The organism is Pectobacterium aquaticum, from assembly GCF_003382565.3.
Taxonomy (GTDB): Bacteria; Pseudomonadota; Gammaproteobacteria; order Enterobacterales; family Enterobacteriaceae; genus Pectobacterium; species Pectobacterium aquaticum.
This window is the reverse complement of the sequence record NZ_CP086253.1, coordinates 4,001,200-4,021,633: the sequence shown is the minus strand read 5'-3', so window position 1 is coordinate 4,021,633 and position 20,434 is coordinate 4,001,200. Positions and strand designations below refer to the sequence as shown.

The window sequence follows — 20,434 nt, the reverse complement described above, 5'->3', positions numbered from 1 at the left end:
TTTTTCATAATGGTTTTCTTACCTGTATTTACCGCTTCGGTCCTGCTTTCACCAGCGCTGCGCCTGCCGGAGCATCGGTGTATTTATCGAAGTTGGTGATAAAGCGCTGTGCCAGATCGTCCGCTTTTTCCTGCCACTGTTCGGCGCTCGCGTAGGTATCACGTGGGTCGAGAATGTCAGGATTGACGCCAAGCAGCGAGGTTGGGATTGCCAAGTCGAAGACAGGCAGCGTCTGCATTTCTGCATCATCAATACTGCCGTTCAGAATGGCATCAATAATCCCGCGTGTATCTTTAATGGAGATACGTTTGCCGCTGCCGTTCCAGCCCGTGTTCACCAGATAGGCCTGTGCGCCAGCCGCCTTCATGCGTTTCACCAGCACTTCAGCGTACTGCGTCGGGTGCAGCATCAGGAATGCCGCGCCAAAGCAGGCGGAGAAGGTCGGTGTGGGTTCCGTCACGCCGCGCTCGGTTCCTGCTAGCTTGGCGGTAAAGCCGGACAGGAAGTGATACTGCGTTTGATCGGACGTCAGGCGAGAAACCGGTGGTAACACGCCGAACGCGTCCGCCGTCAGGAAGATCACTTTCGTGGCATGGCACGCTTTGGAGACCGGTTTAACGATATTGTGAATGTGGTAGATCGGATAAGAAACGCGAGTGTTCTCGGTTTTGGAACCGTCGTTGAAGTCCACAGTACCGTCTGCCAGCACGGTGACGTTCTCCAGCAGCGCATCGCGTTTGATGGCACCAAAGATATCCGGCTCTGCTTCCTTAGACAGTTTGATGGTTTTGGCATAGCAGCCGCCTTCAAAGTTGAAGACGCCATCGTCGTCCCAACCGTGCTCGTCATCGCCAATCAGCTGACGTTTCGGATCGGTGGACAGCGTGGTTTTACCCGTACCGGATAGGCCGAAGAAGACCGCCACATCACCTTTTTCACCGACGTTTGCCGAGCAGTGCATGGAAGCGATGCCTTTCAGCGGCAGCAGGTAGTTCATGATGGAGAACATCCCTTTCTTCATTTCGCCGCCGTACCAGGTGCCGCCAATCAGCTGAATGCGCTCTGTCAGGTTGAATGCGACAAAGTTCTCGGAGTTCAGCCCCTGTTCCTGCCAATTCGGGTTGGTGCATTTTGCGCCGTTCATCACGATGAAATCCGGCTCAAAGCCTTCCAGTTCTTCATCGCTCGGGCGGATAAACATGTTTTTGACGAAATGCGCCTGCCACGCCACTTCCGTGACGAAACGTACGCTGAGGCGGCTGTCTGGGTTGGCACCGCAGAAGGCATCGATGATGAACAACCGCTTGCCAGACAGCTGTGTGGTGACGAGCTGCTTCAGCTGCGTCCAGGTTTCCTGGCTCAACGGGTGGTTATCGTTCTTACCTTTGCCTTGATCGGACCACCACACGGTGTCGCGGGTCACGTCATCGCGCACGATGTATTTGTCTTTCGGGGAACGGCCGGTAAAGATGCCGGTATCGACGGCTACCGCACCCAGTTGGGTTTCGATGCCGCGTTCATAGCCTTGTAGGGTAGGAGAGAGTTCTTCTTTAAAAAGCAGTTCATAGCTGGGATTGTAGACAATATCGCGGACATCATGGATTCCATAAGCAGCCAGGGCTTGCGGGGTAATACCGTTGATCTGCATGTTGCTACTCCTCAAGTTATAGTCGTACTACTAAACATTGTAGGGAGTGAGCTTATTTTAACCGCGATAACAATCATAAAATTAAATAAATTCATTAATAACTTTGCTTATTTAGGGTGTTTGAAAAATAATCACGGTGGTTTACTGGTGGGGAAAATAAGCAAAATAAACGGGTACTTTCGTACCCGTTAGAAAAATTAATGCAACAGATTTCCTGATGAATCGTGCCGTATGGCGCGAATGTCCAGCGAATTAAACAGGTAGTGCGTACCGCAATAATCACAGTGCATATCGATTTCACCGTCCTGCTCGATCATCTCATTCACGTCCTGATCGGACAGCGTCATTAATGCATCTGCGCAACGATCGCGCGAACAGTGACAGCGGAATTCGACATCCTGAGGCTCATACACGGTTACCTCTTCCTGATGGTAAAGGCGGTACAGTACCTCGGTGGCGGGCAGGGTAAACAGCTCGTCAGCTTTGACCGTTGTGGTGAGCTGGGCCAGATGATCAAAATCATTACGATCGGTATCCTGCGCGGGCAATACCTGTAGCAGCATGCCAGCGGCGGCCTGCTTGCCCTCGTGCTGTCCGGTACGGATAAACAACCGTGTCGGCAACTGCTCGGACTGCTGGAAATAGCTTTCCAGACATTCGGCAACGGTTTCACCTTCTAAACCGACGACGCCTTGATAACGCTCACCGTCAGTCGGCGTAATGGTAATGACCAGATAGCCATTGCCAACCATCTCTTTCAGCGAACTCCCCGGAGTGATATCCCCTTGCAGACGGGCAACGCCGCGCATCTGCTGCTGGTGATTACCGTTAATCACCGCCAGTTTCAGTGGGCCATCGCCCTGAAGCTGAACGGTAATATCGCCGCTGAATTTCAGCGTGGCCGTCAACAGGCTGGTGGCAACCAGCATTTCGCCTAGCAGCGTTTGTACCGCCGCTGGGTAGTCGTGGTTGGTCAAAATACGTTGATACGTCTCGTTAACTGTCACCAATTCGCCACGAACGGCATAATTTTCAAACAGATAACGATGTAGTTGGTCGTGAGCCATAATGTTTTCTCGTTGTAGTGCGCGATGAGTGGTACGGCGAATAAGTCGTGCGGCGATCGCTGGGGCTTATCTGAAGGCCGGCGTGCTATTCTCGATCGCTGTATTTAAATTTAATCAGATCGCGTCGCTCTTTTTTATCCGGTCGGCGATCGGGGTGTGGCATCGTCAGCGCATTCATTTTCCGCGCCTGCGACAGCTTTTCTCGTTTCTCAATGCTTGCGGCTGTTTCCTGATACAGCGCCTGCGCCTCTATTGCGCTTCTGCGCTGGCCGCTGACGGCCAAAATAATAACAGTGCGTTCCTCATTGCCCTGACGCAGTTTGATCTCGGCATTCAGTTCGACCTGCTTGCTCGGCTTACCGCGTTGCCCGTTATAGTGCACTTTGCCGCCGTCGATCATTTCGCGAGCTATCGCCCGAGTTTTATAGAAACGGGCGGCCCAAAGCCATTTATCCAGACGAACGACGTCGTCGGCCTGCTCGGTAGCTTTCACCATCAATCCCCCTGATTACCCTAATGCCGATCGTTTAAGGATCGCGTTACTGGGTGACCATGGTGCGAGGCATCCCTGCGGAACCTCATCACCGTGTTTCCCCCTCTGGCCACCTTACATTACCCTGCGTTAACGGAGTGGCGCAGGGCGGGTAGCAGCGCAAGGTAGTCGTTCATTGACGGATGTTGCAGGAATGCCTTTTCCTGCTGGCCGGAATCGGGATTACGCACACCCAGACAGTAATGGATGCCGAACGTTTTCGCGGCATCCAGAATCGGTTCGCTGTCATCCACGAATAACGTTCTGGCGGGGTCGAAGCCAGTCTGTTGCTGTACGGCCTGCCACAAGCGCTGATTCTCTTTCGGATACCCATAAGTATGGGTGGAAAGTAATAAATCAAGGTGCTGATCCAGCCCCGTGTGTTCGATTTTTACTGCCAGACTGTGTGGGTGGGCGTTGGTCAGCAGAATTGTCTCTTTACCGCACTCGCGCAGTGCCGCTAAAAACGGCGTCGTGTCATCGCGCAATCGGGCTCGCGTGCCGATATCCGTCGTCATTTGATAGATATCCAGATCGAGACGTTCTGACCAGTAATCGAAACAGTACCAGCTTAGCGTGTGCTGAACGGCTCGGTACTCCTGTTCGATAAGCTGATGCGCCTGTTCAAGGCTGATGCGACGTTTTTCACTGAGCGACTGCGGCACCAGTTGAAGCCAGAAATAGCTGTCAAACGCCAGATCGAGCAGCGTGCCATCCATATCCAGTATCACGGTGTCGATGTCGTGCCAGTTAACGTGGGGATTCATAACGACTCCAGATGTCGCGCCGTGCTATAGGGTGATGTAACAGAAGGCGCACAATGCAATAGTGACAAGAGTGACGACCGCTAGGTTAGCATAACCGCAGAGCGGGCACGATGCCGTTAGCGGGGGAGCTGGGGACGATTGTCTGGGAACGAATTCGTCATCATATTGAACCGTGAAGCGTAATAGCGCTGAATATCGGTCACTCGCTTCTGGCTTTTACGCATCTTAATGCCGGTCAGAACCGCATTAACGGTAAACGTCGCAGAAAAGAGCAGCAGCAACAGACACGTGCCGAGATAGCGCCAGACGGTAATGACGTCGGGTTCACTGTGCAGGCTGATGTGCTGGGTCCCGTTGGCATCGGTATTAAGCTGCGTGATAACGCCCGTGGCATTAAACGGCGTATGCAACAGCATCGCGGCAAGCCGCTGGAGTTCCTGCCACTGATCCGAGGGACGATATTCATTCAGCGGCATCTGCGGGAGCGGGTGGTTAACGAACTGTCGGCCTTCGTCGCTGCGAATCAGGAATCCACTGGGCGGCGGGCTGTTCAGCGACTCTGTCGCATGATTGATTTCCTGATAGAAGAATTGATTGGTGGAACTGTTGACCAATGACTCCAGCGTTTCTGCGCTGACGGCGGGCAGCACCACATTCATCCCTTTCAGCTTGCCGGAATTGGCATCTTTTACCAGCGTATTCCAGTTCTTGACGTCGCTCAGGTTCACCAGCGCATTTTTCAGGCGGGAGCAATCGTTTTCCTGCCTGCACAAATCTTGTGTTCTCAGAACAACTTCAGCGAAGTTTTTCATCAGAATCAGCCCTGATTTCTGGATCGTAGACGCTAACTGAGAGTTAACCTGACCTTCTTTGTCCGCTTGCGGATGAAGTTGGTTGTTGACGGATTTCAGCAGGGCAGAGGCTTTTTCTATTGTCTCGGATTCCGGCAATGGCAGCGGCGCGGCTTTATTCCAGTAAATAGCGGAACAGTCGAAAGGGCTAAACACATAGGGCGACGGTGCGGAGACGGGATGAATACCTGCGGGCACATAGCACATGCCGTTACCACGGACAGCCAGTGTGTCGCCAATGCGGAGCTGGGCGGTTTCCAGATCGCTGACCTGCGTGGCCTGAATACGCTGTGCGCCCTGCAGCCAAGCCAGACTGAGCTTGAGCGGCAGTTCAAGCTGTACGTTAGTGACGAGTAAAATCAGGCTGAGCAGTGAACCCACGGCCAGCAGCAGATTCCTGCTCCAGCGCTGTAGCGGGAAATATTTCACTTCATCGTGCAGCGACAGGTGCTCTCCCTGACGGATCACCTGTCGGTTGAGATAGATATCAACATCCGTTTTTCGCCCGAGATCCTGCGTGATATAGGGCTGCCAGTGCGGTGGGTAAATCAGATCGATATTACCGAGCGAGATATTACCGAGCGGCCCCTGATTGGATTCGCCAAACAGACCCAAGCCTTGCGGCGTGCCGTGAAGGCAGTGCACATCGCGCAGTTCCTGAGCGGATGGCGAGCGGAAAAGCTGCCACAGGCTCCAGCTTGCTAATAATGCTGCGGTACCGATCAGCCAGGGGAGCAGGGCGATAGGGCTATTCAGGCTAATGAACAAAAGTAGAAAAGACACGCAGAGCACGGCCGTTTCCTTCAAGCCCCCAGAGTGGTGCATGGCGTGTTCTTCACGCGTTTCCTTACGGATAGTGACCAGCTCGGCATGCTCACTGTCTTCCTGACGGATGGAGGCGTTCGCAACAGGGACTTCGCTCGGCAGTGGAGCGAGTGGACGATCGTCGAGACATTCAGTTAGCGAGTGCCCGTTTAGGGAAATGACCAGCGGGATCGAGCGTGTCTTAATCAGTTCGACGGTGTTATTTTCGGTAATGAACGGTTCCCAACTGGGCGGCAGATGGATTTCTTGTGTATCGATATAGTAGCGCCACTTATTCTGAACATCGGTGCTCAGGCCGTAGCGTGTAATCGTATGAGTGATGGGGTAAACCCGATTACTTTGCAGGGAGCGCGGTAGTTTAGGCTGCGCATTGGGGGTATTAAGTGGCGTAGTTTGCTGGCTGTTTTCCTGAGCCAGATAGCGTTCAACAGCGATCCGTTCGTCTTCAGTTAACCGTCTGGGAAGCGATTGCGAAACGGGTAACGGCGGAGCGGACAGGAATAGGTGACGCATACGGTAGCCGACAAGACCTCCTATAACGATCAGACAGGCAAGCAATATCGCCAATAGGGTAAATATTGTGCTCATGTCATCTCCATTCCAAAACACGATGCTCCTTGTTTTCGTCCGAGTTTAACAAAATTATACAATCGATGATAACCCGTATGGCATTGTTTTCTTAGATTAATAACATAATTGTGAATAGAATTAATCGCATAAGGTGATGATAGTAACAAGCAAAAAACGTCTCTTAAATGAGGATATTCCTATTTTTTTTAAGTTATTGACTTTTAGCGGTGGTTTCTCATACAGAGTGTGTCCTGCATGTTGCCTGCACGTAAATTCATCGTCACGATAGTTGCAGCGAGGGGGACTGTTAACGCACAATGTGAACAGGATCAAAAAAGAATATTGTCGATCTCTTCTTATTCAACGGCATGCCGTATTCAGGTCGCGGTAAACGTAACCTCTCTGTGCGAGTTGGGCTAAGGTGCCGTTCTGGTCGTAACTCTCTGGGGGCATCAATGAGTCATCACCTGAAAAAACCTAAAATCCTCAAGGTAGAAACGGTAGCGCGTTCGCGCTTGTTCACTGTGGAATCCGTTGATCTTGAATTTAGCAACGGGGTTCGCCGGGTTTATGAGCGGATGCGTTCAAGCGGCCGACAGGCGGTGATGGTCGTTCCGATCATCGATGATGAACTGTTGTTGATCCGTGAATACGCCGTCGGCATTGAGGAATACGAACTGGGTTTTCCCAAAGGGCTGATCGATCCCGGCGAAACGGTCTTTGAAGCCGCTAACCGAGAACTGATGGAAGAAGTCGGTTTTGGGGCGGAAAAGCTGGAATTGCTGGCTACGTTAACGATGGCGCCCTCCTATTTTTCCAGCCAGATGAATATCGTGGTAGCACGCGGATTGTATCCGCAGAGCCTGGAAGGCGATGAACCGGAGCCGATGCCGCAAGTCCGCTGGCCGATAGATGACATGATGTCGCTGCTGCAAGAGCCTGATTTCCGCGAAGCGCGTAATGTCAGCGCGCTGTTTCTGGCCCACGACTGGCTGCGTCGCACACCTCGCTAATTTCCTGATTCATCATAGCCAAATAAAGAAGGCACCGTTTCTGGTGCCTTCTTTGTAAGTGTAACGCTATCGAACGCTGGCTAGAATAATTCTTCGCTTTGTCCGTTATCCATCAACGTAGTGCCGACTTCATGCACTTCGTATTCTTTCGGCTGCGTTCCATCAATAAAGTATTCGGAACGGCTGTTCCCGCCACCGTTAGACAGCTTGCCGCTGCTGCGGTCGATGACGACACTGACGATGCCTGCTGGCGGCGTCAGCGGTTGCTCCGGTACGCCATCCAGCGCGGCTTTCATGAAATCATCCCACGCAGGCTGCGCTGATTTCGCACCGCCTTCATAGCCGGAGATCTGATCTTTGATGACGCCAGATGCGCTGCTGGCACCCAGATCGCGGCGGTGATCGTCGAAGCCAATCCAGACCGACGTCACCAGATTCGGGCCATAACCGGAGAACCAAGCGTCTTTGGAACTGTTCGTTGTGCCGGTTTTACCGCCGATATCACGACGTTTCAACTCACGACCTGCGCGCCAACCCGTCCCCATCCAGCCCGGTTCGCCAAAGACGTTGCTGTTCAGCGCGTCTTTAATCAGGAATGCCAGCGGCGTGTTGATCACGTGTGGTGCGTAAGGTTGTGCGGCGTTTTGCTGTGCAGCCTTTGGTGTGACGGGCTCCAGCTCGGGCTGCGGCAAGCCTAACGGTGGTGCTTCGTTTGACGTGGCAACATCTTCAACGTTAGTAGTCGCTAACACTGGAGAACGCGGTGTTTCACCGTAGACCAGCGGGAGATTACAGGTATCACAGACTACTTTCGGTGTAGCGGTAAATACCGTGCCGCCTGCCTCGCTCTCTATCTTACTGATCAGATAGGGATCGACCAGATAGCCGCCGTTTGCCATGACGGCATAGCCACGTACGACCTGTAGCGGTGTAAACGAGGCGGCACCCAGCGCCAGCGATTCAGTATGGACGATATTCTGCGCTGGGAAACCGAAGCGTTGCAGGTAATCCGCTGCATAGTCCACGCCCATTGCGCGCATGGCACGCACCATCACCACGTTTTTGGATTGACCCAGCCCCTGACGCAAACGGATCGGGCCATCATAGGTTGCTGGGGAGTTTTTCGGCCGCCAGTCAGATCCTGCACCTGCATCCCAACGCGTGATCGGGACGTCGTTCAGAATCGTTGCCAGCGTTAAACCTTTGTCCATCGCAGCGGTGTACAGGAACGGTTTGATGTTGGAACCAATCTGGCGCAGTGCCTGCGTCGCACGGTTGAAATTGCTTTGGTTAAAGTCAAAACCGCCAACCAGTGCTTCTATCGCACCGTTTTTCGGGTTAAGTGAGACAATCGCAGAGTTGACGTCCGGCACCTGTGCCAGCCACCAATCATCGTTCACTTTACGTACCCAGACCTGCTGGCCTGCCTGTACCACGTCTGTGACGCGCTTCGGTGTCGGCCCTTGCTGCGTATCGGAACGGTATGCACGTGCCCAGCGCATGCCCGCCATCGGCAGGGCAATATTGCTGCCGTCAGAGAGGATCGCAATCGCGTTGTCCGCCGTGGTGCTGGTGACGATGGCCGGAGAGAGCGGACCGTAGACTGGCAACGCTTTCAGGGCGGCAATCATCTTCGCCTGATCCCAAACGCCTTCACCGACTTTCCATAGCACTTTGCTCGGGCCGCGGTAACCGTGGCGCATGTCATAGGCGAGGATGTTATTACGCAGCGCATCCTGTGCGGCGGTTTGCAATTTTTTGGTGACCGTCGTGTAGACCTTATAACCGTCGTTATAAGCATCTTCGCCGTAGCGTTTGACCATCTCCTGTCGTGCCATTTCTGCGACATACGGTGCGGAGAACGAAATATCCGGCGCGTGGTAATTCGCGACCAGTTTTTCGTTACGTGCCGCATCGTATTGTGACTGTGTGATGTAGTTTTCATCCTTCATACGCGCAAGGACGACGTTGCGACGGGCAACGGCACGGTCGTAGGAATAGAGCGGGTTGAACGTCGATGGCGCCTTCGGCAGACCGGCGATCATCGCCATTTCGCTTAGCGTCAACTGGTCAACAGGTCGGCCAAAGTACACCTGTGCCGACGCACCAACGCCATAGGCGCGATAGCCGAGGTAAATCTTGTTCAGATAGAGCTCAAGGATTTCATCCTTGGTCAGCAACTGCTCAATACGGATAGCCAGAAACACTTCCTTGATCTTACGAATCAAGGTGCGCTCTGGGCTCAGGAAGAAGTTCCTGGCGAGCTGTTGCGTAATGGTACTTGCCCCTTGAGAGGCGTGACCTGATGTGAGCGCGATGGATGCAGCACGGATGATCCCGACGGGATCGACACCGTGGTGATCATAGAAGCGGCTATCTTCGGTCGCGATAAAAGCGTGTACCAATTCAGGGGGAATCTGGTCCAGCTTTAGCGGGATACGGCGCTTTTCACCAAACTGAGCGATCAGTTCGCCATCGGCGCTGTAGACCTGCATAGGCGTTTGCAGTCGCACGTCTTTCAGCGTGGCGACATCGGGCAGTTGGGGTTCGATATAACGGTACAAACCGTATATCGAGGCAGCTCCCAGCAGAATGCAAGAGACTGCAAGGATGAATAGATACTTTACGAACTTCACCTGGGATTTTCCATTCAGTAGCGTTTGGACAGTTTATAAACAATCGGGCGCTAGTATAAAGGTAAGCCAGCACTGTGGATACGTTTATTGGATAAGGAAATCGGGTTGAACATGGCTTATCACATCTGGCAGGTTGGAGTAGATATACAAAACGGCTTCATGCGCGCACTGGCGGTTCAACGCCGCCGCCATGGCTGGCAGCTTCGTCACTGGTGGCAATATCCGCTACCCGACGACACCTTACGCACGGGTAGTCTACACCATACTGAGGCGCTTTGTGAGGCCTTGCGAACATGGCGTCGTTTACTGCCCGGATACATTTCGCTACGGGTGGGGTTTCCTGCTCAGCTGATTTTACAGCAGCATTTACCGATGCCTGACCGGCGTTTACAGGAACCGGAGCGTAGCCTCTACATCGAAACCCTAGCGGCACGTAAGCTGCCGATCGGTAGCGAATCGCTGGCGATCGACTATCGGGAAGACCCGCAGAGGCAGGGTTCGCTGCTAGTGACCGCCGCACGTCGACAGGAGATCGATAAATGGCTGGCATGTCTGAATAACGCAGGGCTGCACCCCGATGTGCTTGAGATCTCAACCTGTGCGCTTCGAGCGATGGCGCAGCGAGCTGAGCTTGACGCTAACCGTCTGCTGGTGCATCGCTTGTTGGATGGCTGGCTGTGGGTTTCCCCGGTGAACCACGTTTTTCACTCAGGCGTGATACACCTTGATGAGCTGAATGACGAGACGGATATCTTATCGATTGTAAGCACTCGCTATCAGCATGATGTCGATGACATAGCCTATTACTCTAGCATCTCGCCCGATTTACCCCGCCAGCAGACCGACGTATTACAGCCGTGGTCGCCGTTAACGGTGTTTCATCACATGCAGCCGCCGCTGCCGAGTTTCCCCTCGGCTTTTGCGATTGCAGGTGGGTTGGCATTGCGTCCTGAGGATGCCTGATTATGCTGCTGATTAATCTTTTACCTTGGCGTAAAACCCAGATGCGCCAACGTGCACGTCGTTGGTTAGGGTTGCTGTGGCTACAGACGGGGGTGATGCTATGCCTTATCGCCGCGAGCTATCTGTTTTGGCAGCACAAACAGCAACGCGCGCAGGATGAACTCAATGCGGTGCTGGCCCAACAGCAGCAACTGACGGCGCGGTATCAGCAAACGCATCAGGCGCGGGAAGCGCTGCGTCGCTATCTGGAACAGGAACGCGCCGAGGCGATAGTCCAGTATGACAATCATCGTAATCTCCATCTGTTAGCCCAGCTTGCAGGCATGATGCCCGCGCGTCTGTGGCTGACGGAAATCGCCGACCGTAGCTCGTATCTGCTGCTTTCTGGTGTAAGTGAAAATTATCACGATATCATTACGTTACAGAATGCATTATTACGCCATGTTTCCGTCGAACGCGTACAACTGCTGCAGACGTCCCGAGAGCGTGGTGTGAATACCCAACTGCGCTTTTCCTTTCAGGCCAACTGGCGCGATACAGGCGCTTCCTTACCGGGGGAAGACCATGATTAATCCATCGGTTTTGACTGACGTCGTGCTGAATCAGCCTGGGCTAGTGAATAAACCGCTCTGGCAGCAGTTGGTGCTTCAACTGGCGTTTGTCGCCGCTGCCGGGCTGCTATCTGGTTGGTTCCTCATCGGTGAAGTTCGTAGGGCCGTGATTGGCATAGAAAAGCAAACCGTTCAGGCGCGTCTGGATAGACAGGACGTCCAACAAAAGCTCGATGCGATGCCGTTACTGTCGGTGCTACGCGAGCAATTAGCGGAGAAAACCGTGCAAAACGCTCCCTTTCAGCCTGACAGGCTGGCACAGCTTATCGTCGAGCCTCTGTCGCAGGCAGGGGCTTCGCTTCTATCGTGGCAGCCCGCGCTGCCCCATGTGGGAGAGCTCCATCAGGAACGTTGGCAACTGGTATTTAGCGCGAACTACACGGGCGTGTTGCAGGTGCTGCGTGAGTTAGCGGCGCTACCTTATGTGCTGCGGATAACGCAACTGACCATAAAGCCTGATGCCGTGCCAACGGAATCGCCGTCAGAAATACCGCGGTTACAGGTTGAGCTATCGCTAGTCAGACCGGAGGGAATGCCATGAGCCATATAACACGTTGTATCGCATTGATGCTGCTCTTCGTACCCCATAGTGTGCAGGCAGAAACGCTCGCAGAACGCATCGACCCTTTTCAGCCTCTGGCTGCTGCGCGCTGTCTGCCGTCCGCGACATTGCCACCGTGGCAGCTAAAAGGCGTGATTGGCTCTGGCGATCGCTGGATTGGTTGGCTAGCACAGCCGGAGGTTGGTTGGATCAAGCTGACAAGTGGTGAAACGGTTCCTCCGGGGTACTGGCTCGTCAGCCAATTGGATAAATCAGGGGCCAAACTTGTCCCGACAGCGCGTGAGGCAGGTTGTGATGGCCTGCCAGATAGCCTGCTGCTGGTTTCTCCGTTTATCACTAAGCCTGCGGAATAGGTGAGATTTGTCTGGCGACACGTATTTTGAACGTAATTTTTGGACAACCGGTCGTTGAAAACAATGTTGATAACAGCATGTCTCGATAACAAGGAAAGTTATGAATATGAATAAGTTATGTCGATTGGTGGCGTGGAGCGGGTTACTTCTTCTCGCCGCGCCGTTTCAGGCCAGTGCGGAAAGTTCGGTATCGATGGCGTTTGAAGACTCACCGATATCGCGAGTGCTACAGGCGTTAGCGGATCACCAGCAACTCAATGTGGTGATCGCGCCGGGGGTGACGGGGAACCTTAGCCTGAGGCTGGCAGATATTCCCTGGCAGCAGGCACTGGATATTGTGTTACGCATGGGGAAACTTAGCGTCGAGCGTAACGGCAACGTACTGATGGTTTTCCCTGCCGGGCACCTTGAGTCCTTGCAGAAAGAACGGGACGAACACACAGCGGAACAGGCGCAGAAATTGCCGCTGCATAATATCTCTGTTGCATTGCAGTATGCTGATTCAACGGACGTGGCGGCCAGCGTTCAGGCTCAGCGTGGGACGCTGCTGTCTACGCGTGGCAGCGTAACCGTGGATAAACGAACGAATACCTTATTGATTCGCGATACGGAAGAGGCTCTGGCACAGCTCGAACCGTGGGTGAAGGAGCTTGATCTACCCTTAGCACAGGTACAGCTGGCGGCGCATATCGTCACTATCAGCAGCGAGCACCTGCAAGCGTTGGGCGTAAACTGGGGACTGGGAGAAGGGGACGTGGCGAACAAGGCGCTCAGGCTGAATCATTTTAACGTTGGCCTGCCAGTGGATACGCCAGCGATCAATGCCGGGTTCCATTTGGCGCGACTGAATGGCCGCCTGCTGGATCTGGAGTTAATGGCGCTGGAACAGGAAAGTCAGGTCGAGATTATCGCCAGCCCTCGCTTGTTTACTGCGCACCAGCAGACCGCCAGTATTAAACAAGGCACGGAAATTCCGTATCAGGTTTCCAGCGGTGCCAGCGGATCGACGTCTATCGAGTTCAAAGAAGCGGTATTAGGGATGGAAGTGACGCCGGACATTCTGCGTGCTGGGCGGATTACGCTGAACCTGAAAATCAGCCAAAACATGCCGGGGCAGACGATTAAGCAGGGCGATAATGGCGAAGCGTTAGCGATCGATAAACAGGAAATCCAAACCCAGGTGACAGTCGCTGATGGTGAAACCATCGTTTTAGGCGGCATTTTCCAGCAGCAAAAAAAGAACAGTGACAGACAGGTGCCAATATTAGGTGAGGTTCCCGTATTTGGTCATCTGTTCAGAAACCATACTCAGCAGCATACGCGACGAGAATTGGTCATTTTCATTACGCCGACGCTGATACCCGTGTCATCATGAGTAAACCCAGGCAGGCTCTGATGTTATACGGTGTTTTTTTTTCGGATTGGGCGCAATATTTTGTCACGTTCGTCGCTTATGAGTTTGACGCTGCGGCGGATTTAGCTTACAAGGGTTAGCGAATTGAGCACTGAAGTGTTGTTCCACCGAAAATGTCGATAAAACATACTACATTGGCCACCTGTGGTCGGTGTGACATTTTATTCGGTTGCCAAACTACCCTGAGTCTTGAGATAATTTTTTGTCTGATTCTCGCACTATCGCTCATGAGGTTTCAGTTTAGGTCCCGCCGCTGGGTTAATTGGCGGGGCGGGTTATCATTAACGAATTGTCTTAGTAATACCAAAAAACATGGCAGAGAAACGCAATATCTTTCTGGTTGGGCCTATGGGTGCCGGCAAAAGCACTATTGGCCGTCAGTTAGCTCAACAACTCAATATGGAGTTTTTCGACTCCGATCAAGAAATTGAGCGACGCACTGGGGCTGATGTGGGCTGGGTATTCGATGTGGAAGGCGAAGAAGGCTTCCGCGATCGTGAAGAGAAAGTCATTAATGAATTGACGGAAAAGCAAGGCATCGTACTGGCGACAGGCGGTGGCTCAGTCAAATCACGTGAGACGCGCAATCGTCTTTCCGCGCGCGGCGTTGTCGTTTATTTGGAAACGACAATCGAGAAACAACTGGCCCGCACGCAGCGTGATAAGAAGCGTCCGTTACTTCAGGTTGAAACCCCTCCACGTGAGGTATTGGAAGCGTTGGCGAAAGAGCGGAACCCGCTTTATGAAGAAATCGCTGATGTGACCATTCGGACTGACGAGCAAAGTGCCAAGGTCGTTGCTAACCAGATTATCAATATGCTGGAAAGTAACTAAGAGCATACTTTAATCCGTATTGAGCGGATCCTGAACGGGTTGTTTAACGCGCATGGAAAGAATTACCGTAACACTAGGGGAACGTAGTTATCCCATTACGATAGCCGCTGGATTATTTGATGATTCGGCTTCTTTTATGCCGTTGAAAGCGGGGGAGCAGGCCATGCTGGTGACGAACCAGACGTTGGCTCCTCTGTACCTTGACCGCGTTCGTGGTATGTTGGAAAACAGTGGCGTGCATGTCGATCAGGTGATTTTACCTGACGGCGAGCAGTACAAATCGTTGACCGTATTGGATCAGGTTTTTACCGCGCTGTTGGCGAAACCGCATGGTCGTGATACGACGATTGTTGCCTTGGGTGGCGGTGTTATCGGCGATTTAGCCGGTTTTGCCGCGGCCAGTTATCAGCGTGGCGTCCGGTTTATCCAGGTGCCGACAACGCTGTTATCGCAGGTAGATTCTTCCGTCGGTGGTAAAACCGCCGTCAATCACCCATTGGGTAAAAACATGATCGGGGCGTTCTACCAACCCGTATCGGTTGTGATCGATCTGGACTGCCTGAAATCTTTACCCGCACGGGAGTTGTCATCCGGGCTGGCGGAAGTCATCAAGTACGGCATTATTCTGGATCGCGATTTCTTTCTTTGGCTCGAAGAAAACATTGAAGCCGTGCGTGCGCTACAGCATGACGCACTGGCTTACTGCATTCGTCGCTGCTGCGAGATTAAAGCGGCGGTGGTTGCAGCAGATGAACGTGAAAGCGGTATGCGTGCGTTGCTCAACTTGGGTCATACTTACGGGCATGCCATTGAAGCAGAAATGGGCTACGGTAACTGGCTTCACGGCGAAGCGGTTGCGGCAGGCATGGTGATGGCTGCGCATACGGCACGTCGTCTCGGGCAGTTCTCCGCTGAGGATGTCGAGCGAGTCAAGTCTTTGCTGATCCGCGCTGGGCTGCCGGTAAACGGCCCGACGCAAATGACACCTGAATCCTATCTTCCTCATATGATGCGCGACAAGAAAGTACTGGCGGGTGAGTTACGCTTGGTGCTGCCAACGGCGATTGGTCAATCAGAAGTCCGTGGTGGCGTCGCGCATGACATGGTGTTGGCTTCGATAGCTGATTGTCTTGCCTGATGCGTAATGCTATCGGGTGATGAAAGACGCTCCGTTCTGAAAGACGCTCCGTTCTGAAAGACGCTCCGTTCTGAAAGACAATCCGTTATGAAAGACAATCCGTTATGAAAGACTATCCGTTATGAAAGATAAGTATTAACGACAGACACGCCCTGATGGGTTATGGTTAATAAAATACAATGCGTTACGATTCAATGATTCGCCTTGGCGACTGCGTGGCGGATTCAAGCTTTTTAGTGGGGGAGATGTTAAATGGATGAGTTCAAGCCGGAAGATGAGCTGAAGCCTGATACCAGTGACCGTCGACCTACTCGTCAGCAGAAAAGCAGCAACTTCGCAGTACCTAAGATCGCGCTTTCCAGACAGCACCTGATGATTGGCATCGGGATCGTGGTGCTGGTGTTGCTGATCGTGGGTATTGGATCGGCTTTGCAGGCACCTTCTCAGCCACAGACATCACAGACGCAGAATCAAGCGGGTGGCGAGCGCAATATCGATCTCTCTTCCTCGTCCGCAATGCCCCAGAGCGCGCAGCCTTCCTCACCGAGTGAAAGCCCTGCGGCCGTTTCCGGCGAGGCCAGTCATGGTCAAATGCCAGGGCAGGTGTCTTCTCAAACGCCGACGTCGCCTCAGACATTAAGTGCTCCACCGATTTCCGGTACGCCGACGGATGCACAGATTCAACCGCCGGTGGCAGGCCAGCAGCGTATTGAGCTGCCGGGCAATATCACCGATGCGCTGTCGCAACAGCAAGGGCGTGTTAGCGAATTCTCTCAGGGTGCGGCAGGAAACTCGACGCTGCCAACGGCGCCTGCGACGGTTGCTCCAACGGGGAAAACGCCTGCGGCGACATCCGCTAAGAATACGCACAATACGACGACTGCGCACGCTAGCAACGCTAAGCCTGTTGCGAACAGCGCGCCAAAAGCGCCAGTAGCAAGTAAACCTGCGGCTACCGCAAAAGCGGCTCCTGCGGTGGCCGGGCAGAACGCCTCCGTACAGAATGCGCCTGCCAGCAGTTTTACGTTGCAATTGAGCAGCGCTTCACGCGCGGATACGCTGAAAACCTACGCAAAACAAAATAATCTCGCCCATTCGTGGGTGTATGAAACGAAACGAGACGGAAAATCCTGGTATGTGTTAGTGACCGGAGTCTATGCTTCTTCTGCGGAAGCGAAACAGGCGATTGCCGCGTTGCCCGCAGAGGTACAAGCGAAAAAACCATGGGTTAAGCCGATCCGCCAGGTGAAGCAGGACTTGAATAAGTAACACCAATTTTAGCCCTGATGTGCTGTCTGACACAGAGTACAATCCGCGGCTCTGAAACGTATGAGTAACTAACGACGGCATGAAGAAGAACCGCGCTTTTTTAAAATGGGCTGGTGGTAAATACCCGCTGGTAGAAGAAATTCGTCGCTATTTACCCGCAGGAGAGTGTCTTATTGAGCCCTTTGTTGGTGCGGGTTCCGTATTTCTGAATACGGAATACGATCGCTACATACTGGCTGATATTAATAGCGACCTGATTAATCTCTACAATATCGTTAAATCGAACGCAGATGAGTTTGTTACCGATGCCCGTAAACTTTTTACGGATGAGGTCAACACGTCAGAGACGTTTTATCTGCTGCGTGAAGAATTTAACCTTTGCAGCGATGCCTATCGGCGCGCTCTGCTGTTTCTCTATTTGAATCGCCACTGCTATAACGGCTTGTGCCGTTACAACATGCGCGGTGAATTCAATGTTCCTTTCGGGCGCTACAAGAAGCCCTATTTTCCTGAAGAAGAAATTCGCTGGTTCGCCTTCAAAGCGCAAAATGCCACTTTCGTTTGTGAACATTATCAGGACACGCTGGAAAAAGCAGAGAAGGGATCGGTTATTTATTGCGACCCGCCTTATGCGCCGCTGTCTGCGACCGCGAATTTTACGGCCTATCACACCAATAATTTCAGCCGTGCTGACCAGCAAAGTTTGGCGCAATTGGCACGTCGTTTGTCAGCAGAAAGCCAGATTCCGGTGCTGATTTCCAATCATGACACCTTGCTGACCCGTGAGTGGTATCAGGAAGCGGTGCTCTATGTTGTTAAAGCGCGCAGAACGATTAGCCGTAATATTTTAGGGCGTAGTAAAGTAAACGAGTTATTAGCCCTATATCGGTAATACCGTTTGGGGTAAACAGAGCGCGGTGAATCGGCTAATGCCGTCTGAGAGGCGTTATTAGCCGGGAAGAGGTTACCCGCAGGCATTCAGACTTTATCGTTTGGAGAAATGAATGAAACCGTTTTTAATCGCGCCGTCCATTTTGTCGGCTGATTTTGCCCGTCTTGGTGAAGATACCGCTAACGTATTGGCTGCTGGGGCGGATGTGGTCCATTTTGATGTCATGGATAACCACTATGTGCCAAATTTGACGATTGGCCCGCTGGTCCTGAAATCCCTGCGCGATTACGGCATTACCGCGCCGATTGACGTTCACCTGATGGTGAAACCGGTTGATCGTATCATCCCGGATTTCGCCAACGCGGGTGCCAGTTTCATTACCTTTCATCCCGAAGCCACGGATCATCTCGATCGTTCATTGCAGCTGATTAAAGATCACGGCTGCAAAGCTGGTTTGGTGTTTAATCCAGCGACGCCGCTAAGTTATCTCGATTACGTCATGGATAAGCTGGACATCATTCTGCTGATGTCGGTTAACCCTGGATTTGGCGGCCAGTCCTTTATTCCCAGCACGCTGGATAAACTGCGTCAGGTTCGTCGCTTGATCGACGACAGCGGTTACGACATTCGACTGGAAGTTGATGGCGGCGTAAAAGTAGAAAATATCGGCGCGATTGCTGAAGCGGGCGCCGATATGTTTGTGGCGGGCTCGGCTATTTTTGGTCATCCAGATTACCGTGCCGTCATTGATCAAATGCGTAGTGAAATTTCAAGGACGACACATGACTGAATTAACCGCAGTTCGCGGATTAGCTTTTGATTTGGACGGGACGCTGATTCACAGCGCACCGGGTCTGGCGGCGGCGATCGATCAGGCCTTAGTGGCGCAGTCGTTGCCTGCCGCGGGTGAAGCGCGTGTCGCAACCTGGATTGGTAACGGCGCGGATGTGATGGTTGAACGGGCGCTGCGCTGGGCTGGTGTTGAGCCTACAGGTGCACGCTTGCAAGAAACCCGTGAGCGGTTCGATGTCTATTATGCGCAGACGGTGGATAGTGGCAGCACGCTGTTTCCACAGGTAAAAGAGACGCTGGCGCAGTTGGCGCAGCAGGGCGTTCCGATGGCGGTGGTGACCAATAAACCCACGCCGTTCGTTGCCCCGCTCTTGGCAGGCCTAGGGATTGGCGACTATTTCTCGCTGATCATCGGTGGCGATGACGTTATTGTGAAAAAGCCGCATCCTGCGCCGCTCTATCTGGTACTCGGTAAGCTGGGGCTGCGTGCCAGCGAACTCCTGTTCGTCGGCGACTCCCGCAATGATATTCAGGCGGCACAGGCGGCGAGCTGCCGCAGTATCGGCATGACGTATGGTTATAACTATGGTGAAGCGATCGAGCTGAGTCAGCCGGATATCGTTCTGGATCGTTTTGCCGATATTTTGCCCCTGATCGGGCATTCTTCTTCACACAATCAGGAACCCTTAGTATGAGCAAGCCCATTGTATTTAGCGGTGCGCAGCCGTCTGGTGAATTGACCATTGGTAACTACATGGGGGCGTTACGTCAGTGGGTCAACATGCAGGACGATTACGACTGCATCTATTGCATTGTGGATTTGCATGCCATCACGGTACGTCAGGATCCGCAGGCGCTGAGAAAAGCGACGCTGGATACGCTGGCGCTGTATCTGGCCTGTGGCATCGATCCGAAAAAGAGCACCATTTTTGTTCAGTCGCACGTGCCTGAGCACAGCCAACTGAGCTGGATACTGAACTGCTACGCGTATTTCGGCGAACTGAGCCGCATGACGCAGTTCAAGGATAAATCCGCGCGTTACGAAGAGAACATCAACGCCGGCCTGTTTAGTTATCCCGTGCTGATGGCGGCGGATATCCTGCTGTACCAAACGAATCAGGTGCCGGTGGGTGAAGATCAGAAACAGCATCTGGAGCTGAGCCGTGACGTCGGGCAGCGTTTCAACAGTCTGTATGGCGACATTTTCAAAGTACCAGAGCCGTTCATTCCGAAATCGGGCGCCCGCGTGATGTCGCTGCTAGAACCGACCAAGAAGATGTCAAAGTCTGACGATAATCGCAATAACGTTATCGGGCTGCTGGAAGATCCGAAAGCGGTGGCGAAGAAGATCAAACGCGCGATGACGGATTCCGATGAGCCGCCAGTCGTGCGCTATGATGTTGCGAATAAAGCTGGGGTATCCAACCTGTTGGATATTCTGTCCGGCGTGACGGGAAAAACCATCCCTGAGCTGGAGCAGGAATTTAACGGCCAGATGTATGGTCACCTGAAAGGCGCGGTGGCGGATGCCGTATCCGGTATGCTGTCTGAGCTGCAAGAGCGTTATCACCGTTACCGTAACGATGAGGCTTTCCTGCAACAGATCATGCGCGAAGGGGCTGACAAAGCGAGTGCTCGCGCACAGGAAACGCTGAAGAAAGTCTACGACGCTATCGGTTTTGTTGGCCGTCCGTAAC

General features: G+C 53.0%; 19 protein-coding genes. 13 read left to right on the top strand and 6 right to left on the bottom strand.

Annotated features, from left to right (window positions below; translation table 11 throughout):
• Window positions 1-28: 28 nt before the first annotated feature.
• From pckA to DMB82_RS18650, 5 genes are all read right to left on the bottom strand, one after another.
• On the bottom strand, window positions 29-1,648 hold the full coding sequence (gene pckA / locus DMB82_RS18670) for a phosphoenolpyruvate carboxykinase (ATP) (protein WP_116162738.1): 1,620 nt from the start codon (window positions 1,646-1,648) through the stop codon (window positions 29-31).
• A gap of 197 nt (window positions 1,649-1,845) precedes the next feature.
• Window positions 1,846-2,715 carry an Hsp33 family molecular chaperone HslO gene (hslO, locus tag DMB82_RS18665; RefSeq protein ID WP_010305989.1) on the bottom strand — a complete coding sequence of 290 codons (870 nt, stop codon included), beginning with the start codon at window positions 2,713-2,715 and terminating at the stop codon, window positions 1,846-1,848.
• 85 nt (window positions 2,716-2,800) lie between these two features.
• Window positions 2,801-3,211 carry a ribosome-associated heat shock protein Hsp15 gene (gene hslR, locus DMB82_RS18660; protein ID WP_102116877.1) on the bottom strand — a complete coding sequence of 137 codons (411 nt, stop codon included), beginning with the start codon at window positions 3,209-3,211 and terminating at the stop codon, window positions 2,801-2,803.
• A gap of 116 nt (window positions 3,212-3,327) precedes the next feature.
• The gene (gene yrfG / locus DMB82_RS18655) at window positions 3,328-4,014 is read right to left on the bottom strand and encodes a GMP/IMP nucleotidase (protein ID WP_102116876.1); all 687 of its coding nucleotides are present in this window, start codon (window positions 4,012-4,014) and stop codon (window positions 3,328-3,330) included.
• Between the two features lie 116 nt (window positions 4,015-4,130).
• Complete coding sequence (locus tag DMB82_RS18650) at window positions 4,131-6,278, bottom strand: intracellular growth attenuator family protein (RefSeq protein ID WP_116162736.1); 2,148 nt, start codon at window positions 6,276-6,278, stop codon at window positions 4,131-4,133.
• 437 nt (window positions 6,279-6,715) lie between these two features.
• Between DMB82_RS18650 and nudE the strand changes: the two genes are divergently transcribed.
• Window positions 6,716-7,273, top strand: a complete 558-nt coding sequence (gene nudE / locus DMB82_RS18645; protein WP_102116874.1) for an ADP compounds hydrolase NudE — start codon at window positions 6,716-6,718, stop codon at window positions 7,271-7,273.
• An 80-nt stretch (window positions 7,274-7,353) separates the two neighbouring features.
• Here the strand turns inward: nudE and mrcA are convergent, their stop codons facing one another.
• Complete coding sequence (mrcA, locus tag DMB82_RS18640; protein WP_102116873.1) at window positions 7,354-9,909, bottom strand: peptidoglycan glycosyltransferase/peptidoglycan DD-transpeptidase MrcA; 2,556 nt, start codon at window positions 9,907-9,909, stop codon at window positions 7,354-7,356.
• A 111-nt stretch (window positions 9,910-10,020) separates the two neighbouring features.
• Between mrcA and pilM the strand changes: the two genes are divergently transcribed.
• From pilM to trpS, 12 genes are all read left to right on the top strand, one after another.
• The gene (gene pilM / locus DMB82_RS18635; protein ID WP_102116872.1) at window positions 10,021-10,872 is read left to right on the top strand and encodes a type IV pilus biogenesis protein PilM; all 852 of its coding nucleotides are present in this window, start codon (window positions 10,021-10,023) and stop codon (window positions 10,870-10,872) included.
• A 2-nt stretch (window positions 10,873-10,874) separates the two neighbouring features.
• Entirely contained in the window at window positions 10,875-11,444 is a 570-nt protein-coding gene (locus tag DMB82_RS18630) for a PilN domain-containing protein (RefSeq protein WP_102116871.1), read from the top strand.
• Window positions 11,437-12,024, top strand: coding sequence for a hypothetical protein (locus DMB82_RS18625; protein ID WP_102116870.1), 588 nt, complete (start codon window positions 11,437-11,439; stop codon window positions 12,022-12,024). Before DMB82_RS18630 ends, DMB82_RS18625 begins: the two co-directional genes overlap by 8 nt.
• Window positions 12,021-12,398: a DNA utilization family protein gene (locus tag DMB82_RS18620; protein WP_102116869.1), complete on the top strand. Its 378-nt coding sequence runs from the start codon at window positions 12,021-12,023 to the stop codon at window positions 12,396-12,398. Before DMB82_RS18625 ends, DMB82_RS18620 begins: the two co-directional genes overlap by 4 nt.
• A gap of 100 nt (window positions 12,399-12,498) precedes the next feature.
• Window positions 12,499-13,773 carry a DNA uptake porin HofQ gene (hofQ, locus tag DMB82_RS18615; RefSeq protein WP_116156443.1) on the top strand — a complete coding sequence of 425 codons (1,275 nt, stop codon included), beginning with the start codon at window positions 12,499-12,501 and terminating at the stop codon, window positions 13,771-13,773.
• A gap of 351 nt (window positions 13,774-14,124) precedes the next feature.
• Window positions 14,125-14,646 carry a shikimate kinase AroK gene (gene aroK / locus DMB82_RS18610; protein ID WP_005969451.1) on the top strand — a complete coding sequence of 174 codons (522 nt, stop codon included), beginning with the start codon at window positions 14,125-14,127 and terminating at the stop codon, window positions 14,644-14,646.
• Window positions 14,647-14,698: 52 nt separating this feature from the next.
• The gene (gene aroB / locus DMB82_RS18605) at window positions 14,699-15,784 is read left to right on the top strand and encodes a 3-dehydroquinate synthase (protein ID WP_102116867.1); all 1,086 of its coding nucleotides are present in this window, start codon (window positions 14,699-14,701) and stop codon (window positions 15,782-15,784) included.
• 252 nt (window positions 15,785-16,036) lie between these two features.
• The gene (locus DMB82_RS18600) at window positions 16,037-17,053 is read left to right on the top strand and encodes an SPOR domain-containing protein (RefSeq protein ID WP_116162734.1); all 1,017 of its coding nucleotides are present in this window, start codon (window positions 16,037-16,039) and stop codon (window positions 17,051-17,053) included.
• A 79-nt stretch (window positions 17,054-17,132) separates the two neighbouring features.
• Window positions 17,133-17,945: an adenine-specific DNA-methyltransferase gene (gene dam / locus DMB82_RS18595; RefSeq protein ID WP_102116865.1), complete on the top strand. Its 813-nt coding sequence runs from the start codon at window positions 17,133-17,135 to the stop codon at window positions 17,943-17,945.
• A 112-nt stretch (window positions 17,946-18,057) separates the two neighbouring features.
• Window positions 18,058-18,735 carry a ribulose-phosphate 3-epimerase gene (rpe, locus tag DMB82_RS18590; protein ID WP_010297113.1) on the top strand — a complete coding sequence of 226 codons (678 nt, stop codon included), beginning with the start codon at window positions 18,058-18,060 and terminating at the stop codon, window positions 18,733-18,735.
• Complete coding sequence (locus tag DMB82_RS18585) at window positions 18,728-19,432, top strand: phosphoglycolate phosphatase (RefSeq protein ID WP_116162732.1); 705 nt, start codon at window positions 18,728-18,730, stop codon at window positions 19,430-19,432. The genes rpe and DMB82_RS18585 overlap by 8 nt, the downstream gene beginning before the upstream one ends.
• Window positions 19,429-20,433, top strand: coding sequence for a tryptophan--tRNA ligase (gene trpS, locus DMB82_RS18580; RefSeq protein ID WP_116156445.1), 1,005 nt, complete (start codon window positions 19,429-19,431; stop codon window positions 20,431-20,433). Before DMB82_RS18585 ends, trpS begins: the two co-directional genes overlap by 4 nt.
• The last annotated feature ends 1 nt before the right edge of the window (window position 20,434 follow it).

Bases quoted from the DNA above. Each gene is read 5' to 3' on its own strand.
- pckA (WP_116162738.1), bottom strand. From the start codon at position 1,648: ATGCAGATCAACGGTATTACCCCGCAAGCCCTGGCTGCTTATGGAATC.
- hslO (WP_010305989.1), bottom strand. From the start codon at position 2,715: ATGGCTCACGACCAACTACATCGTTATCTGTTTGAAAATTATGCCGTT.
- hslR (WP_102116877.1), bottom strand. From the start codon at position 3,211: ATGGTGAAAGCTACCGAGCAGGCCGACGACGTCGTTCGTCTGGATAAA.
- yrfG (WP_102116876.1), bottom strand. From the start codon at position 4,014: ATGAATCCCCACGTTAACTGGCACGACATCGACACCGTGATACTGGAT.
- DMB82_RS18650 (WP_116162736.1), bottom strand. From the start codon at position 6,278: ATGAGCACAATATTTACCCTATTGGCGATATTGCTTGCCTGTCTGATC.
- nudE (WP_102116874.1), top strand. From the start codon at position 6,716: ATGAGTCATCACCTGAAAAAACCTAAAATCCTCAAGGTAGAAACGGTA.
- pilM (WP_102116872.1), top strand. From the start codon at position 10,021: ATGGCTTATCACATCTGGCAGGTTGGAGTAGATATACAAAACGGCTTC.
- DMB82_RS18630 (WP_102116871.1), top strand. From the start codon at position 10,875: ATGCTGCTGATTAATCTTTTACCTTGGCGTAAAACCCAGATGCGCCAA.
- DMB82_RS18625 (WP_102116870.1), top strand. From the start codon at position 11,437: ATGATTAATCCATCGGTTTTGACTGACGTCGTGCTGAATCAGCCTGGG.
- DMB82_RS18620 (WP_102116869.1), top strand. From the start codon at position 12,021: ATGAGCCATATAACACGTTGTATCGCATTGATGCTGCTCTTCGTACCC.
- hofQ (WP_116156443.1), top strand. From the start codon at position 12,499: ATGAATATGAATAAGTTATGTCGATTGGTGGCGTGGAGCGGGTTACTT.
- aroK (WP_005969451.1), top strand. From the start codon at position 14,125: ATGGCAGAGAAACGCAATATCTTTCTGGTTGGGCCTATGGGTGCCGGC.
- aroB (WP_102116867.1), top strand. From the start codon at position 14,699: ATGGAAAGAATTACCGTAACACTAGGGGAACGTAGTTATCCCATTACG.
- DMB82_RS18600 (WP_116162734.1), top strand. From the start codon at position 16,037: ATGGATGAGTTCAAGCCGGAAGATGAGCTGAAGCCTGATACCAGTGAC.
- dam (WP_102116865.1), top strand. From the start codon at position 17,133: ATGAAGAAGAACCGCGCTTTTTTAAAATGGGCTGGTGGTAAATACCCG.
- rpe (WP_010297113.1), top strand. From the start codon at position 18,058: ATGAAACCGTTTTTAATCGCGCCGTCCATTTTGTCGGCTGATTTTGCC.
- DMB82_RS18585 (WP_116162732.1), top strand. From the start codon at position 18,728: ATGACTGAATTAACCGCAGTTCGCGGATTAGCTTTTGATTTGGACGGG.
- trpS (WP_116156445.1), top strand. From the start codon at position 19,429: ATGAGCAAGCCCATTGTATTTAGCGGTGCGCAGCCGTCTGGTGAATTG.